Source organism: Roseivivax lentus, assembly GCF_900156805.1.
GTDB classification, from domain to species: Bacteria; Pseudomonadota; Alphaproteobacteria; order Rhodobacterales; family Rhodobacteraceae; genus Roseivivax; species Roseivivax lentus.
In genome coordinates this window covers 637844-654573 of sequence record NZ_FTOQ01000001.1, presented here as the reverse complement: position 1 = coordinate 654573, position 16730 = coordinate 637844, and the positions used below count along the sequence as shown (strand labels likewise).

The window sequence follows — 16730 nt, the reverse complement described above, 5'->3', positions numbered from 1 at the left end:
TCGACTGTCGAGATGCGAGCAGGAAAGAGAATGAGCCTGGACCACGCCACCCAAAAACCCCATGACCGCCTCGCCGCGGCGCTCGCAGCCGAAATGGAGGCCGTCAACGGGCTGATCCGCACCCGCATGGCGTCCGAACACGCCCCGCGCATCCCCGAAGTGACCGCGCATCTGGTGGAGGCGGGCGGCAAGCGTCTGCGCCCCATGCTGACGCTCGCGGCGGCGAAGCTCTGCGGCTATGACGGCCCCTACCACGTTCATCTCGCGGCGACGGTGGAGTTCATCCACACCGCGACGCTTCTGCATGACGACGTGGTCGACGAAAGCGCGCAGCGGCGCGGCCGGCCCACGGCGAACCTGCTCTGGGACAACAAGTCGAGCGTGCTCGTTGGCGATTACCTCTTCGCGCGCTCGTTCCAGCTGATGGTCGAGACCGGCAATCTGCGCGTGCTCGACATCCTGTCGAACGCGGCGGCCACCATCGCCGAGGGCGAGGTGCTGCAGCTTTCCGCGGCACAGGATCTGCGCACCGACGAGGGCATTTACCTGAAGGTCGTGCGCGGCAAGACCGCGGCGCTGTTCTCGGCGGCGACGGAAGTGGGCGGCGTGATCGCCGGGGTGGACGAGGCGCAGGTGCAGGCGCTTTTCGATTACGGCGACGCGCTGGGGATTGCCTTCCAGATCGTCGACGACCTTCTGGACTACCAGGGCGACAGCAAGGCCACGGGCAAGAATATCGGCGACGATTTCCGCGAACGGAAGCTGACCCTGCCGGTCATCAAGGCCGTGGCGAAGGCCGACGCCACCGAGCGCGCCTTCTGGAGCCGGGTGATCGAGAAGGGCCGCCAGGAAGACGGCGATCTCGATCATGCCCTGAGCCTCCTGGAGCGGCACGGCGCGCTGGCCGAGACCCGCGCCGATGCGCTGGCTTGGACCGCGAAGGCCAAGGACGCCATGGCCACCCTGCCCGAAAGCGATCTGCGCGACATGCTGATCGAGCTTGCGGATTACGTGGTGGCGCGGATCAGCTAGGCAATTGCGGCCCTTGTTCCGCGTGCGGCGGTCGGGATATGCGCGCCGCTTCCGCGTTCGGGCCATCGGCGCACCCGGAAATGCGAGGGGCTAGCCCCGTCGCCATTGTCCTTAGACCAATGGCGCACTCCGAAAAGCGAGAGGCCAGCCCCGTCGCCATTGTCCTTGGACCAATGGCGCACTCTGAAAAGCGAGGGGCCAGCCCCTCGCGCTCCCCGGAGGTATTTATGGTCCGGCCGTGACAGGGGCGGCGCGCGCATTCGGGGACGTGGGTCGCGCGGGCGGTTGGCAGGCGCTCAGGGTGCCGGGTTGAGCGTCGTGTCGGCGACCCACCAGTCCGGATGCGCCTCGCCGATGCGGGTGGCGGCGGCGCGCGCGGCGGCGGCATCGGGATAGAGGCCGAAGCAGGTCGCGCCCGATCCCGACATCCGCGCGATGCGCGCATCTTCGAGGGCCTCCAGCACCGTGCCGATCTCGGGCGCTTGCGCTGAGGCAGGCGCCGTCAGGTCGTTCCGGGTGGTGTCGAGAAAGCGCGTCAGCGCGCCGAAGTCACCCAGCGCGGGCAGGCGCGCGGGCATCGGCGGATGGTTCTTTTCCTTCAGCGCCGCGAAGACATCCGGCGTCGGCACCGAGAGGCCGGGATTGACCAGCACCGCGGGCAGGGAGGGCAGGCCGGACAGGGGCAAGGCGCCCTCACCGATGCCCGAGACGCGCTGTGCGCCCGGCGCGAGGCACATCGGCACATCGGCGCCGAGGGACAGGCAATTGCGCGGCAGCGGCACCCCCCAGAGCGCCGACAGCGCGCGCAGCGTGGCCGCGGCATCGGACGAGCCGCCCCCGATGCCCGCAGCGCTTGGCAGGTGTTTTTCCAGCACGATCCGCGCGCCGCGGACGGGATCGAGAAAGCGGGCCGCCTGCAGGACGAGGTTGTCCTCGCCATCGGGCACCCCCGCCGCCATCAGCCCCGTCACCGCGAGGCTCAGCGTCTCGGCCTCCTCGACGCGGACCATATCGCCCAGCGCGGCGAAGACCACGAGGCTGTCGAGCAGGTGATAGCCGTCGGGCCTTTGCCCGGTCACATGCAGCGTCAGGTTGATCTTGGCGGGCGCGCGCTCCTCAATCACCGGCGCCGGATGCGACGCTCAGCGGCGGCGCCCCCTCTTCGGCGAGCACCGCGTCGAGGCCGATCTCCAGTTTGCGGCGGATGCGTTCGGGATCGGCATCCTCGGAGACATCCTCGTAATCCACGAAGGACAGCGCCCGTTTCCACATGAATTCGGCCTCGAGTTCGCGGCCCACGGCCCAATAGGCATCGCCGAGATGGTCGTTCACCACCGGGTCGATGGGCATGAGTTCGGCCGCGCGTTCGAGCTGGCCCACCGCCTCGTCGTAGCGGCCGAGCCGGTAATACACCCAGCCGAGACTGTCGACGATATAGCCCGCATCGGGCCGGGCCGCGACGGCGCGTTCGATCATGTCGAGCGCTTCGTCGAGCTTGATCTGCTGCTCGACGAGCGAATAGCCGAGATAGTTCAGCACCTGCGGCTGCTCGGGGTTCAGCTCGAGCGCGGCGCGGAAATCGGCCTCGGCCTCGTCCCAGCGGCCGGAGCGTTCATAGGAGATGCCGCGCGCGTAATAGAGAAACCATTGCTCGGTCGCGGGTTCGCCATAGGCGTCGAGCGCGCGGGTATAGGCCGCGATGGCGTCGTCGTAGCGGTCGAGGCGGCGCATGAAATCCGCCAGCGTCGATTGCACCACCGGCAGATCGCCATGGGTCTCGGCCAGGCTTTCCAGCACCTCGACCGCGGCATCGACCTTGTCGGATGCGCGCAGCGCCTCGGCGCGCCCGATCTCGGCGGCGTGGAAGGCCGGATCGTCGCGCGACACGGTGTTGTAGGCGGCCCCGGCCAGTTCGTGCTGGCCCAGCGCGCGCAGAAGCTCCGCGGCCATCAGCGTCGCATCGGTATGGTCGGGATTGAGATAGGTCGCGATCCGCGCATAGAGCAGCGTGAAATCGTCCGCCGCATCGTTGGTCAGCGCAGAGCCGATGGTGAAGAAGGTCTCGGCGATGCCGTCCTTGGCGCCGCGCACATGGCTGAAGGGCAGCGCCTCTCCGGCTTCGAGGGCCGCGACCATGCCCGACAGGGCGGGATCGAACCGGGCGTTGAAGGATTGGTCAATCAGCGCCAGCGCCTCGTCGTTCCGGTCGAGCTGGCTCAGCACCTCGACCCGGGCGATGATCGCGCGGCGGGTGAACTGCACGCCGCCGATATCGCTGCCCATCAGCGCCTCGGCGCCTTCGAAATCCCCGACCGAGGCCAGGGCCAGCGCCTTGTGATAGGTGGCGAAGGGCTGCATGCCCTGCAGCGCGCCCACCGCGTCGAAGGCATTGAGCGCGGCGGTCATGTCGCCCTGCCCCAGAAGCGACCAGGCCCGCACCAGCCCGTCGGTCAGGGGCCCCGGGCCCTTGTCGTCGGCGATGGCCGCGAGAATCGCCGCGTAGTTCTCGGCCTTGGCGTCGCGCGCCATCACCGCCATCTGCGCGACCTGGCTGCCGGCGCCTTCGTCGAGGATGCGCTCCCCGAGGATCGCCGCGCGTTCGAGATTGCCGAGCGACATATGCGCGAGCGCCGCGCGTTCGAGGAATTCCACCCGGCTCTTGTCGTAGAGCAGCGTGCGGTCGAAATATTCCGCCGCCGCCGCGAAATCGCCCGCCATCGCCGCCGAGCGCGCGGCGAGGTAATCGCCCGACACGCCCTGCGCGCCCGCCATCCCCGGCGCGGCCAATACCATCGCGGCCAGCGCCGCCTTCATCCATCTGGTTGCGGAGCCTGACATTCGTCGCATCCTTCTGCCCGACGCGTTCAATTGCGGGCCAGCGTAACGTGAGCGCAGGGCCGAACGCAATGCAGGGCGGGCCCGAAGGTCCGCCCCGCGCGTCACGTTGCAGTCAGCCAGCTTACAGGCCGATTACATATTGGGATAATTCGGCCCGTCCCCGCCCTGCGGCGTGGTCCAGACGATGTTCTGCGCGGGATCCTTGATGTCGCAGGTCTTGCAATGCACGCAGTTCTGGAAGTTGATCACGAAGCGCGGCTCGCCGCCGCCCTCGGGCTCGACAAACTCGTAGACGCCTGCCGGGCAGTACCGCGCGCTGGGTCCGCCATAGATCTTGTAGTCGATCTCCAGGGGTTTCGCCGGGTCCTTGAGCTTCAGGTGCGCCGGCTGGCTTTCCTCGTGATTGGTGGCCGCGAAGGACACGTTTGTGAGCCGGTCGAAGCTGAGCTTGCCGTCGGGCTTGGGATAGTCGATCTTCTTGTGATCCTTGGCCTTGCCGGTGGCCTCCGCATCGGTCTTGCCGTGCTTCAGCGTGCCGAAGAGCGAAAAGCCCAGCGTGTTGGTCCACATGTCGAGACCGCCTGCCACGAGGCTGGTGGCGAGGCCGTATTTCGACCAGAGCGGCTTGACGTTGCGCACCTTCTTCAGGTCCTCGCCGATGGCGCCCTCGCGGACCTCTTTTTCGTAATCGCCCAGCTCGTCCGACGCGCGCCCTGCCGCGATCGCCGCGTGGGCGGCTTCAGCCGCCGCCTTGCCCGACAGCATCGCGTTGTGATTGCCCTTGATGCGCGGCACGTTGACCATGCCCACCGAGCAGCCCAGAAGCGCCACGCCGGGCGCCACCATCTTGGGCATCGACTGGTAGCCGCCTTCCGAGATCGCCCGCGCGCCGTAAGCCACGCGCTTGCCGCCCTCCAGAAGCTCCGCGACCATCGGGTGATGCTTGAAGCGCTGGAACTCCATGTAGGGGTAGAGGTGCGGGTTCTCGTAGTTCAGGTGCACCACGAAGCCCACATAGACCTGGTTGTTCTCGAGGTGGTAGATGAACGACCCGCCGCCCGCATTCGAGCCGAGCGGCCAGCCCATCGTATGGGTGACCGTGCCCTCGCGGTGCTTCTCGGGGTCGATTTCCCAGAGTTCCTTCATGCCGAGGCCGAATTTCTGCGGCTCGTGACCCTGGCTCAGGTTATACTTCTCGATCACCTCTTTCGACAGCGACCCGCGCACGCCTTCGGACAGGAAGACATACTTGCCGTGCAGCTCCATGCCCGGCTCGTAGCCGTCGCCCTTGCTGCCGTCGGGGTTCTTGCCGAACTCGCCCGCGACCACGCCCTTCACTTCGCCGTTCTCGCCATAGACGATCTCGGAGCAGGCCATGCCGGGGAAGATCTCGACGCCCAGCGCCTCGGCCTGTTCGGCCATCCAGCGGCAGACATTGCCCATCGAGACGATGTAATTGCCGTGGTTGTTCATCAGGGGCGGCATCGGCCAGTTCGGCACGCGGATGCTGCCCGCCTCGCCCAGGACGTAGAAATTGTCCTCGGTCACGGGGGTGTTGAGCGGCGCGCCTTTTTCCTTCCAGTCCGGGATCAGCGCATCGAGGCCCGAGGGATCGAGCACGGCACCCGACAGGATATGCGCGCCCACCTCGGAGCCCTTCTCGAGCACGACGACCTGGCAATCGGCATCGAGTTGCTTGAGCCGGATCGCGGCGGACAGGCCGGCCGGGCCCGCCCCCACGATCACGACGTCGTATTCCATTGCTTCGCGCTCGATATCGCTCATCTCTCTCCCTCCGGGGCCGGGGCCCCCTGCGGTGTTCAAAATCCTGAGTGACATAAAGGCCGCCGCACCCGGGGGTCAATTGTGACACGGCGTCCAAACATGCCCGGGCCGCCGGTTTCGGCGCGGGGACGCACGGAATTCGGGCGGTGCGGGCCGATTACGTGCTAGGCTCCGGGGATAGAGGGACAGAAGGACACAGCCCATGCCGTCAACCTTGCAGGTGATCTACCCCGTCGCGGAGGGGAAGAGCTTCGACTACGACTATTACTTGTCGACCCATATGGATATCGTGAAAGAACACATGTCGCCGCATTACCAGGCGGCCCATGTGACCCGCGGTCTGGCCGGCGGCGCACCGGGCGCCGCGCCGGACTATTTCGCCATCGCCACCTTCACCTGTGCCGATCAAGACGCGCTGCAGGCGATGATCGGTGCCGCGGGGCCCGCAATCGAGGATCTGGCCAATTTCACCGATTGCGACGTTCAGATGCTGGTCGGAGAGGCGGCATTTCAGGACTGACCCCCTTGCATCGGGCGGCGTCTCGGGCCACCTTTCGCGCTGACCAGACGGGCCGCCTTGCGCGGCCCGTGTTATGATGTTGGACCATGACCCATGGAAAAGATTTTGATGACCCGCGCGGGCAATGACGCGCTTCAGGCCGAGTTGAAGAAGCTCAAATCCATCGAGCGGCCCGCGGTGATCCAGGCGATCGCCGAGGCGCGCGAACTGGGCGACCTGAAGGAAAACGCCGAGTATCATTCCGCGCGCGAGAAGCAGGGCTTCATCGAGGGCCGCATCAAGGAGCTGGAAGGCGTGCTCGGCCTCGCCGAGGTGATCGACCCCAAGACCCTGTCGGGCGCGGTGAAATTCGGCGCCACGGTGAAACTCGTGGACGAGGACACCGAGGAGGAAAAGACCTGGCAGATCGTCGGCGAGCATGAAGCCAGCATCGAAAAGGGTCTGCTGAACGTGAAATCGCCCATCGCCCGTGCCCTCATCGGCAAGGAGGTCGGCGACAGCGTCGAGGTCCGCACGCCCGGCGGCGAAAAGAGCTACGAGATATTGTCGATCGACTTCGTCTGATCCCGAAAGGGCCATGCCATGGCCGATTCAAGAGACATGAGCGGAACGCCGCTCGGGGTCTATCCCGAGCGGGACAAACCGTCCGTGACCGCCATCGAGATCAGCGCGGCGGCGCTCAGCCTGCTGTGGCTGCTCCTGTCGGGCGGGTTCTTCCTGTTTGCCGGGATCGAGGGCGAAGGCGGCCTGCGTTTCCTGTTGACGATCATGGTGATCTTCCTGCCGGTGGCGATGATCTGGGTGGCCGCCATGGCGATGCGCGCCACGCGGGTCATGCGCACCGAGGCCAAGCGCCTCGAAGTGGCGGTGGACGCGCTGCGGCGGGCCTATGTGGCGCAATCGCGCGACGCCTCGAAGGAAACCGGCGCGACCATCACCCGCAAGCTCGACGAGATCGCGGCGACCCAGAAGAAGGCCGAGACGGCCTTGGCGATGTTCGTCTCGACCCGGGCACGGGACGAGGCCACGTCGCTGCGCAGCCCCGCCCCGGCGCCCGCGGCGCAACATCCCGGCGGCGATCAGCCGACGCTGGCCCTCGGGACGCCGTCCGAGGCGCTGGTGCCGCCGCTTGCCAATGCCGATTTCATCCGCGCGCTCAATTTCCCCGACACGGCGGAGGACGAGGCGGGCTTTGCCGCCCTGCGGCGCGCGCTGAAGCATCGCCCCGCGGCGCAGCTTGTCCAGGCCAGCCAGGACGTGCTCACGCTGCTCAGCCAGGACGGCATCTACATGGACGACCTGCGCCCCGACATGGCCCGCCCCGAACTGTGGCGCCGCTTTGCCCGGGGAGAACGCGGCCGCACCATTGCGGCACTGGGCGGCGTGCGCGACCGCTCGTCGCTGGCGTTGACCAATGCCCGGATCAAGGAAGACGCGATCTTCCGCGATGCCGCGCATCACTTCCTGCGGCTCTTCGACAAGGGCCTCGCCCGGTTCGAGCCCGAAGCCACCGATTCCGAGCTTTCGGAACTGGCCACGACCCGCACCGCCCGCGCCTTCATGCTGCTGGGCCGCGTCGCGGGCACCTTCGACTGAGCCCGCGCCACCCGCGCCGCAGCGCTACGCGGAAAGTGCCCCGAGGCCCGCATCGCAAGCCAGTTCGACCAGCGCGAGATCGGCCCCCCCCGCGCCCATGAGGCTGATCCCGACCGGGCCGCCCTCGACCGCCCCCGCCGGGATCGAGAGCTGCGGCAGACCGCCCAGACCCGCCGCGCACAAGAGCGCCTGCGCCCGGAGCCGAAAACCGTCGAGCGCCGCGGGATCGGCCTCGCGCAGGGGCGCCGGCGCGGGTGCTGTCGGCAGGACGACGACGGTCTCGGGGTCGATGATGCTCTCCAACCATCCGGCGATGCGCGACTTTTCGCCCTGGGCTGCCTCGAAGGCCTCCGGCGTGATCGACGCGGCCATCTCGAAGCGCTCGCGCGTGCCGGGGCCGAATTGCGGATCGTGGGTCGAGACCCAATCGCCCAGCGCCTGCCAGATCTCGCCTGCCTGGCAGACCCGGAACGTCTCGCGCCAATGGGCGAGGCCTTCGGGCGCCAGGATCACGGGCATTGCCGGACCGAGATGCGCCTGCAGCGCCGCCATCGCGGGCCCGAGCGCCGCGACGCAATCCGCCTCGGCCTCGGCCCAGAGATCGACCGGCAGCACCAGCCGCCGCGGGGCGCCCGATGCAAAGCCGTGAACGCGCAGCACCTCGGCCAGCAGCGGACCGGAACGGGTCAGCCATCCGACGGTGTCGAAGGACGCGGTGAAGGGCATCGCCCCGTCGAGCGGCACCGCCCCGAAGGTCGTGCGGATCCCCCAGAGCCCGCAGAACGACGCGGGCATCCGCACCGATCCACCGGTATCGCTGCCGAGCCCGATATCGACGAGGCCCGCGGCCACCGCCGCCGCCGATCCCGAAGACGAGCCCCCGGGCACCCGGCGCGGATCGGCGCTGTTCAGCGGCGTGCCGTGATGCGCGTTCACGCCCATCAGCGAATAGGCCAGCTCATCCGTATGGGTCTTGCCGAGGCAGGTCGCGCCCGCATCGAGCAGGCGGCGCACCGCCGAAGCGGTGGTGTAAGCCGGTTCGCGGGAGGCCGCCCAGGCCGGATTGCCGTAGCCCGTCACGCGGCCCGCGATGTCGAAAAGGTCCTTGGCGCCGAAGGTTCGCCCCGAAAGCGGGCCATCGCCGACCCCGTCCAGCGTGAAGCGGTCGATAAAGGCGTTCACGTCGTCGGCCATCGGCTCAGCCCTCCATCCAGGAGACATGCGCGGCGACGATCCGCCAGCCCTCGGGCAGGCGCGCCCATGTGTGGCTTTGCCGCCCGATGCGGTCGATGCCCGCGCGGGTGAACTCGGTATTGGCGGTGGCGTAATCGCGCCCGAAGGTGGTGATGACCGTGCGGGTCAGCGTCCGGTCGAGCCCCTTGGAGGGGCGCGCCTTGCGGAAGGCGAGGATCTCGTCATGCCCGTACAGGTTCTCGGTCGCCCCGTAGCGGATCACCTGGTCGGAGGACCAGAACAGCGCATCGAGCGTCTCCACGTCGTTGCCGGTCAGCGCCGCCTCGTAGCGCCGGAACGCCTCGGTCACCTCGGCCAGAACGTCGGGCAGGTTGATCTCGGTCATGCTCAGCCCGCCAGCGCCGTGGGCCGCGCCTGGCCGGGCCGGTGCAGCCGGGGCTGCGGCGCCTCGAAGCTGAGCGCGCCGCCCTTCACCCCCCAGATCGGGCGACCGATCTCGGCCACCGCATCGGCTCTGCTCTGCACCGGCAGCGCCACCAGATCGGCGGGCGCGCCTTCGCGGATCACCGGATCGCGACCCAGAAGGCGGAACGGGCTTTCGGTGACCATGGCAAAGCAGCCCTCCAGCGCCTCGGGGCTGCCAAGCTGGGACACGTTGGCAAAGAGGTTCGCCATGCGCGGCAACGAGCAATCGCCATAGGGCGTGAACGGGTTCAGCACGTTGTTGGTGGCGACCGTGCAGCACAGGCCCGCCGCGTGGAACTTGTGCGCCGGGGCGACGCCGCGCGGCACGGCATGGTCGTGATCGCGCCCGGTCATGAACAGATCCGTCGCGGGCAGCACGGTCAGGGCGATGCCCGCATCCTTCATCAGCGCGATGGTGTCCGACAGCGTATCGGGCGCGAGCATTGACAGCTTGGTGACATGGCCGATGGCGACCCGGCCCTGCATGCCATGCGCGATGGCGTCGCGCGCCACCCAGTCGAGGTGCCGCCAGCTCGTGTCGAGATCGAAATCGAGGTGGAAGTCGAGATCCACGTCATATTCGCGCGCCATCGCGAAGAGCCGCTCGATCTGGCCCTCGGGATCGCTGTCCGTATAGGGGCAGCCGCCCAAGAGGTCTGCGCCCTGATCGAGCGCCTGGCGCAGCAGCTCCTCGGTGCCGGGATAGTTCAGGAGGCCTTCCTGCGGAAAGACGCAGATTTGCAGGTCCACGCCCCAGGCGTAATCTGCCTTGAGCCGGCGCACCGCGTCGAAACCCGCGAGGCCCACGGCGGGGTCGATCTCCACATGGGTGCGGATCAGCGTGGTGCCCTGCCCGATGGCCTTGTCGAGAACGCGCGCGCCGCGGGCATAGACATCCTCGGTGGTGAAGTCGCGCTTGGCCGCGCTCACCGCCTCGATCGCGCCCTTGAGCGTGCCCGAGGGATTGGCCGCTCGGTCCAGCAGGCAGGCCTTGTCGAGATGCAGATGGCTGTCGGCAAAGCCCGCGATGACCAGCCCGCCGCCGGCATCGAGCGCACGCGCCTCGGTCGCGATGCCGGGCGCGATGGTCGCGATCCTGCCGCCGCGGATGCCGATATCCTGCTCCGCGGCGCCATCCTGCAGCCGGGCGTTCCGGATCACCAGATCAAGCGACATCACACAACCTCCCGCAATTCGGGCGCTTCGGCATCCGCGCTCCCACCCAGATAGGCCGCGATCAGCGCCTCGTCACCCTGCAGCTCCGCCGCGCTGCCCTGCGCGACCACGCGGCCCTGTTCGAGCACATAGGCCCGGTCCGCGACCGCCAGTGCCAGCGTCGCCATCTGATCCACGAGCAGGATGGTGATGCCGTCGTCGCGCAGCTCTGCGAGGATGGCGTAAAGCTCCTCGACCATGGCGGGCGCGAGGCCCAGCGACGGCTCGTCGAGCAGCAGAAGCCGGGGCTTCGCCATGAGCCCGCGTGCAATGGCCATCATCTGCTGCTCGCCGCCCGACAAGAGGCCCGCCGGGCTGTCCATGCGTTCGCGCAGGCGGGGGAAGCGGGTCAGGATCGCCTCCAGCTCCTCCGGGCCCGGCTGTTCGCGGCGCTTGTAGGCGCCGAGCTCGATATTCTGCGCCACGGTCAGGTCCGGAAAGACCTGCCGCCCCTCGGGCACGAGGACGAGGCCCCGCGCGACGATCTGGTGGGCGGGCTTGCCCTGGATATACGTATCCTCGAGGATGATCTCGCCGGAGCTTGGCGCCATGAGACCCGACAGCGTCTTCAGGAAGGTCGACTTGCCCGCGCCATTGGCGCCCAGAAGCGCCACGAGCTCGCCCTGCCCCACACGAAGCTCCACATCCTGCAACACATCCGCCGCACCGTATCCCGCGCAGAGCTTGCGGGTGATCAGGCGGTCCATCGCGCCGGGCACGTAGTCCAGCGTGCGCGCCGGCGCATCAAGCGTGCCTTCGCCGAGATAGGCCGCGATGACCTTGGGGTCCTTGCGCACCTTCTCGGGCGTGTCGAAGGCAATCGGCTGGCCCGCATCCATCGCAAAGATCCGGTCCGAGATGCCCATGACCATCTCCATGTCATGCTCGACCAGCACCACCGCGATGCCGCAATCGGCAAGCTTGCGCAGCAGCTGCGCGAGAATGCGCTTGTCGCCGGCCATGAGACCTGCGGCGGGCTCGTCGAGCAGCAGCACATGCGGGCGCATGGCCAGCGCGCGGGCGATCTCCACCAGCCGGCGATCCACATGCGGCAGATCGGCGGCTGGCGTCGCGGGATCGCCCGCATAGCCCACCAGCGTCAGAAGCCCGCGCGCCAGCGCCCGCCGTTCGCTCGAGGCGAGCGCGCGGAACGGCGCGCCGCCCCGGCCCCGCGGCAGGCCCGCCATCACGTTGTCCTCGGCCGAAAGCGCGCCGAAAAGCCGCGTCGCCTGGTAGGTGCGGGCGACGCCCAGCCGGGCGGCGCGGTGCATCGACCAGCCCGCGATATCCTGCCCCGCCGTCTCGATCCGGCCCCTTCCCGGCACGTAGAAGCCCGACACCATGTTCAGCAGCGTCGTCTTGCCCGCGCCGTTGGGCCCGATGATCGCGGTCACGTCGCCGGGTTTTGCGTCGAAGGTGGCGTCGTCCACCGCCTTCAGCCCGCCGAAGGTGATGCCGAGGCCCTCGACCTTGAGGCCGCCGCGCGTTTCGGGGCGGATGAATGCCATGACCGCATCGCGCGAAGCGGGCGGCGTCGAGTCCCGGTGGCGCGGCAGGAAGGCCGCGATGGTGCCGACCATGCCGCGCGGCGCGACCAGCAGCACGGCCACCAGCAGCGCGCCGAAGAACAAAAGCCGGTATTCGGCGAGGCCCGACAGCATTTCGGGCAGGAAGACCACGATGGCCGCGCCGACGAGCGGCCCGAGGACCGTGCCCGCCCCGCCGAGGATCACCGCGAAGAGGAACAGGATGGATTGCGACAAGAGGAAGTTCGACGGCGCGATGAACTGCATCAGCGTGGCGAAAAGCCCGCCCGCAAGCCCTGCCGCGCCGGCCGCGATGGCAAAGGCGGTGAGCTTGGTGACGAAGGGATCGAAGCCCAGCGATCCGGCGGCGACCTCCTGGTCGCGCAGCGCCGCCATCGCCATGCCCCAGCCGCTTGCCGCCATATGGCGATAGGCCAGAAGCGCCGCGCCGGCGATGAGAATGGTCAGGACCACCAGCTCCCGCTCGCCGAAGCTCAGCCCGAACAGGCCCGGCATGTCGAAGCCCATCAGGCCGTTCTGCCCGCCCGTGAGGCTGCGCCATTCGATGGCCAGATGCTCCACGATGAAGGCAAAGGCGATGGTCACCATCGCGAGGAACGGCCCGGCCATGCGCACCGCCGGAACGGCGAGCAAGGCGCCCACGCCCGCCGTGATCGCCGTGGCCAGCGGCAGCGCCAGCCAGAAGCTGAAACCCGCCTGCATCAGGATCGCGTGGCCATAGGCGCCGATGGCGAAAAAGCCCACCTGCCCCAGCGACACGAGGCCCGTGAGGCCATACAGCACGTTGAGCCCGACGCAGAGGATCGTCCAGATCGCCACGAGGCCGATGACGAATTGCGTGTAGCCGCCGATGAGGCCCAGCGACAGGATCGCCGCGGCGGTGAGCGCGAGGATGGTCAGGTCGAGACCGCGATTGGTGAAAAGCCTGGTCATCGGATCACACCTTCCGCAGCGCGGCCTTGCCGAACAGCCCGTTGGGCTTGACGGCGAGCACGGCGATGAGCAGCCCGAAGGTCAGGATGTAGGTGTGCGAGGAGCCGAGGAAGGTCGTCACGAACGCCTCCACCAGCCCGTAGATGAACCCGGCGAGCATCACGCCCGAGGCGGATGTCATGCCCCCGAGGATCGCCACCGCGAAGGCCTTGATGCCGAAGAGCGTGCCCATGTCCGAATGCACCGAGAAGAGCGGCGCGATCAGAAGCCCCGCCGCCCCCGCCAGAAGGGCCGACAGCGCGAAGGAGCCCGAGATCATCAGCTGGGTGTTGATGCCCATGAGCCGGGCGGCTTCGGGGTTCTGCACCACCGCCAGAAGCGCCCGGCCCTGCCGCGTGCGCCGGAACAGAAGCTGCAGCGCCACGGCGAAACCGATGGCCACGAGCGGAATGAGAAGCTGCTGCGGATAGACCCCGGTGCCGAGGATCTGCCAGCTCGTCTCCACGAGGGGCGAGGGCAGGCTGCGCGGCTCGTTGCCGAAGGTGAAGAGCACGGTGTTGTCGAGAAGGATGCCGCCCGCGACGGTGGCCATGAGCCACGCCTCCGACCCGCGCTTGGCGAAGGGCCGCACGAGGCAGAACTCCACGACGACGCCCATGAAGGCGCAGAACAGCAGCGCCAGCGGATAGGCCACGATCACCGGCAGGCCCGCCCGTTCGGTCAGAACGAAGCCCATGACCGCGCCCAGCATGACCATGGAGCCCTGCGCGAAATTCACCCGGGAACAGACCGAATAGGTGATCTGGAAACCGAGCGCGATCAGCCCGTACATGGCGCCAAGGCCGATGCCGGTCACGAGGGCGGTCAGGAATAGGGTCATGGGTGGGCTCCGATCAGGCTGGGTCTGGACGCACGGGACGGGCAGGACGGGAAAAGCCGAAGCCCCGGCCTTGCGGCCGGGACCGGGCGCGCGGCGGCGCAAGGGACAAGCCGCCGCGCAGATTTTCAGTCGGCGAGCGGGACGATTTCGCCATCGACGAAGTTGGCGAAGATGTAATCCTCGGGGCCGAGCGCATCCTGATCGTCGGGCGTGAACGGCATGTCGTAGGTCTTGATGACCCCCTCGACGCCCGAGATCTCGTACATGGCCTGACGGATCGCGGGACCGTCGGTGGAGCCCGCCTTCTCAATCGCCGCGGCCAGAAGGAGCGTCGCGTCATAGGCATTGGCGATGCCGGTGGCGGGCGTCACGTCCGCAAGGTTCTCGATTTCGGGAAACTCCGCCTGCAGATCCTTGAAGAAGGGCTCCTCGGGATCGGTGAAGAGGAAGGTCTGGATGAAGTGCACCTTCTCGCCCGAGGGGCCGGCCAGCTCGGTGAAGCGGCCACCGGCGGGCCCCCAATGCGAGGCGATGGGCACGTCCCAGCCCATCCGGTCGAGCGATTTCACCACCTGCGCCGAGGGCGCCACGTTGGCCACGAGGAACAGCCCGTCAGCGCCGTTTTCGCGCAGCCGCGTCAGCTGCGGGACCACGTCCACGTCGTTCGATTCGAACTTCTCGATGCCCGCATGCTCCATGCCGCGCTTCTCGAGCGCCTTCATCAGGCCCTTCTCGTTCGACTCGCCCCAGGGGTTGTTGATGAGGATCATGCCCGGCTTCTGGCTGCCGTACTTGGTCACGAGATATTCGGTGATCGCCTCGTCGACATATTCGTCCACCGCCGAGACGCGGAAGACGTAGTTCTCCTCGGCGCCGTTCTGGGTGATCGGCGTGCCCGCGGCCCAGGGCCCGATGAAGGGCATCTGCGCATCGTTGACGAAGGGCACGATGGCCAGCGACACGGGCGTGTCGAGCCCGCCGATCATGGCCGCGACGCCTTCGCGCTGGACCAGTTCGCGCGCGGCGATGAGGCCCTTGCCGGGATTGCTTTCATCGTCGCGGCTGACCAGCTCCAGCGGGCGGCCGAGCACGCCGCCCTCGCCGTTGATCTTGTTGAGCGCGAGCGTGATGCCGCGGGTGATCGCCTCGCCCGACTTGGCCGATTGACCGCTGAGCGCGGCGACGAGACCGATCTTGATCGGGTCTTCCTGGGCATGGGCGGGCAGCACCGCGCCAAGCGACAACGCAGCCGCGCCGGCCAGCAGCAGACGGCGGGAAAGAGGGAAGCGGTTGGGCATCATGTGTCTCCGTGAACAGAAGCGAGGGGTGCCTCCAGAGGCGCGGGACGGCCCGAATCTGTCAAACGCCGCTGCGAAAAATGGACGGTTTTTCCGGCCCCGGCCCCGGAACTGCCCAGAGATGAGGCAGATTGCATGCAATTTTTGTATTTAATTGTCGCATGCAGATTACGCGGCGCCCGATCTGTGGCACGTCTCGAATCGGCTCAACGATGGAGAACCCGATGTCAGACACGCTCACGCTCGACTACGACGCGCTGCCCGAAGAGGCCCGGATCGTCTACGACTACCTCGAGGCGTCGATGAAACCCGACCCCGACCGCGCCGCGACCTTCATGGCCGAGGGCGTGGTGATCACCTTCACCGGCGGGCGGGTCTTTCATCATCCGTCCGGCCCCACGGGCGTCAACGCCAAGCGCTACGCCTGGGTGAAGAAGGACATGCGCCAGTTCGACGTGGCCCGGGGCGCCGAGGGGGTCGTGGTCTATTCCACCGGCTATCTTTACGGCGAATGGCCCGACGGCACGGCCTTCGAGGGCAACCGCTATGTCGACCGCTTCGTGGTGGAGAACGGCAAGATCGTGAAGATGGATGTCTGGAACGACAGCGCCGAGCGGATCCTGACCATGCGCGGGATCGACGCCTGACTGAGGCCCGCGTGGATCAGCCCTTGCCGCGCACCGGGCTGGCATAGGGCTCCAGCGCGTCGAGATGGGAAAAGCCGTTGAAATCGGCCCCGTTGAACTGCGCCCTCGCGGCGACCTGATCGAGATGCTGCCGCGCGACAGCCTGCGCGGCGGCCCCGTCGCCCGATTTCAGCGCCGCGACGATGTCGCGATGCTCCTGGATGCCGCAATGCGTGGAATGCGGCCGCGAGAATTGCGACAGGGTGAAGCCGCAGCGATAGCCGATCTCGTTGACATAGCGGATGAGCACCGGGCTGCCGGTCAGCTCGGCCATCAGGATGTGGAACTCCGTGGCCAGCCGGATCGAGATCGCCGACGGGCCGCTCATCGCCTCTTCTTCGCGCGCGATATGCGCGTTGAGCGCGGCCTCCTGCGCCGCCGTCAGACCCGCGGCCAGCCGCGCGATCACCAGGTCCTCGACCTGAGCGCGCAGCTCGAAGAGGTCCCGCGCCTCCTCGAGGCTGGGTTGCGCGACCGCCGCGCCGCGGTTGTGACGCAGCTCCACCAGACCCTCGGCGGCCAGCCGTTCCAGCGACTGGCGGATGATCGTGCGGGACGCGCCGAACCTCTCGCCCAGCGAATCCTCGGGCAGCTTCATCCCCGGCAGGAGCGCGCGTTCGAGGATCGCCGATCGCAGGGCGGCGCAGATCAGCTCGGCGCGGTTCTTCTGCTGGGCGCGGGACGCCATGGGCTGCCTCCAATTCCTCGTGGACCACAGAAATGACATCCCGGCCACCGGCA

15 protein-coding genes are annotated in these 16730 nt (G+C 68.0%); 5 read left to right on the top strand and 10 right to left on the bottom strand.

Going from position 1 to position 16730, the window contains the following annotated elements:
• The first annotated feature begins 30 nt into the window (after window positions 1-30).
• Window positions 31-1032 carry a polyprenyl synthetase family protein gene (locus BW990_RS03060; protein WP_076444848.1) on the top strand — a complete coding sequence of 334 codons (1002 nt, stop codon included), beginning with the start codon at window positions 31-33 and terminating at the stop codon, window positions 1030-1032.
• A gap of 296 nt (window positions 1033-1328) precedes the next feature.
• On the opposite strand, the gene BW990_RS03055 is transcribed toward BW990_RS03060, so the two are convergent.
• From BW990_RS03055 to BW990_RS03045, 3 genes are all read right to left on the bottom strand, one after another.
• On the bottom strand, window positions 1329-2156 hold the full coding sequence (locus BW990_RS03055) for a 4-(cytidine 5'-diphospho)-2-C-methyl-D-erythritol kinase (protein WP_076444846.1): 828 nt from the start codon (window positions 2154-2156) through the stop codon (window positions 1329-1331).
• A complete protein-coding gene (locus BW990_RS03050; RefSeq protein ID WP_076444844.1) occupies window positions 2149-3870 on the bottom strand; it encodes a tetratricopeptide repeat protein in 1722 nt (573 codons plus the stop codon). Before BW990_RS03050 ends, BW990_RS03055 begins: the two co-directional genes overlap by 8 nt.
• A gap of 132 nt (window positions 3871-4002) precedes the next feature.
• Window positions 4003-5655: an electron transfer flavoprotein-ubiquinone oxidoreductase gene (locus tag BW990_RS03045; protein WP_076444842.1), complete on the bottom strand. Its 1653-nt coding sequence runs from the start codon at window positions 5653-5655 to the stop codon at window positions 4003-4005.
• A 202-nt stretch (window positions 5656-5857) separates the two neighbouring features.
• Here BW990_RS03045 and BW990_RS03040 point away from each other — a divergent pair, with 202 nt between their 5' ends.
• From BW990_RS03040 to BW990_RS03030, 3 genes are all read left to right on the top strand, one after another.
• On the top strand, window positions 5858-6175 hold the full coding sequence (locus BW990_RS03040) for an EthD family reductase (RefSeq protein WP_076444840.1): 318 nt from the start codon (window positions 5858-5860) through the stop codon (window positions 6173-6175).
• Between the two features lie 93 nt (window positions 6176-6268).
• Window positions 6269-6739, top strand: a complete 471-nt coding sequence (gene greA / locus BW990_RS03035; protein WP_076444838.1) for a transcription elongation factor GreA — start codon at window positions 6269-6271, stop codon at window positions 6737-6739.
• Between the two features lie 18 nt (window positions 6740-6757).
• Window positions 6758-7771 (top strand): hypothetical protein, encoded by a 1014-nt coding sequence (locus tag BW990_RS03030; protein ID WP_076444836.1) that lies wholly within the window; start codon window positions 6758-6760, stop codon window positions 7769-7771.
• A gap of 24 nt (window positions 7772-7795) precedes the next feature.
• Here the strand turns inward: BW990_RS03030 and BW990_RS03025 are convergent, their stop codons facing one another.
• The 6 genes from BW990_RS03025 to BW990_RS03000 form a co-directional block, all read right to left on the bottom strand.
• Window positions 7796-8965: an amidase gene (locus BW990_RS03025; protein ID WP_083950444.1), complete on the bottom strand. Its 1170-nt coding sequence runs from the start codon at window positions 8963-8965 to the stop codon at window positions 7796-7798.
• A 4-nt stretch (window positions 8966-8969) separates the two neighbouring features.
• Window positions 8970-9350: an oxalurate catabolism protein HpxZ gene (gene hpxZ / locus BW990_RS03020; RefSeq protein WP_076444832.1), complete on the bottom strand. Its 381-nt coding sequence runs from the start codon at window positions 9348-9350 to the stop codon at window positions 8970-8972.
• A 2-nt stretch (window positions 9351-9352) separates the two neighbouring features.
• On the bottom strand, window positions 9353-10606 hold the full coding sequence (locus BW990_RS03015; protein ID WP_076444830.1) for an amidohydrolase family protein: 1254 nt from the start codon (window positions 10604-10606) through the stop codon (window positions 9353-9355).
• The gene (locus BW990_RS03010) at window positions 10606-13125 is read right to left on the bottom strand and encodes a branched-chain amino acid ABC transporter ATP-binding protein/permease (protein WP_076444828.1); all 2520 of its coding nucleotides are present in this window, start codon (window positions 13123-13125) and stop codon (window positions 10606-10608) included. The genes BW990_RS03015 and BW990_RS03010 overlap by 1 nt, the downstream gene beginning before the upstream one ends.
• 4 nt (window positions 13126-13129) lie before the next feature.
• Complete coding sequence (locus tag BW990_RS03005; protein ID WP_076444826.1) at window positions 13130-14005, bottom strand: branched-chain amino acid ABC transporter permease; 876 nt, start codon at window positions 14003-14005, stop codon at window positions 13130-13132.
• Window positions 14006-14130: 125 nt separating this feature from the next.
• Window positions 14131-15303 (bottom strand): ABC transporter substrate-binding protein, encoded by a 1173-nt coding sequence (locus BW990_RS03000; protein WP_076445149.1) that lies wholly within the window; start codon window positions 15301-15303, stop codon window positions 14131-14133.
• Window positions 15304-15527: 224 nt separating this feature from the next.
• On the opposite strand from BW990_RS03000, the gene BW990_RS02995 reads away from it, so the two are divergent.
• Entirely contained in the window at window positions 15528-15950 is a 423-nt protein-coding gene (locus BW990_RS02995) for a nuclear transport factor 2 family protein (protein WP_076444824.1), read from the top strand.
• A gap of 16 nt (window positions 15951-15966) precedes the next feature.
• Here the strand turns inward: BW990_RS02995 and BW990_RS02990 are convergent, their stop codons facing one another.
• Complete coding sequence (locus BW990_RS02990) at window positions 15967-16677, bottom strand: GntR family transcriptional regulator (protein ID WP_076444821.1); 711 nt, start codon at window positions 16675-16677, stop codon at window positions 15967-15969.
• Window positions 16678-16730 lie beyond the last annotated feature (53 nt).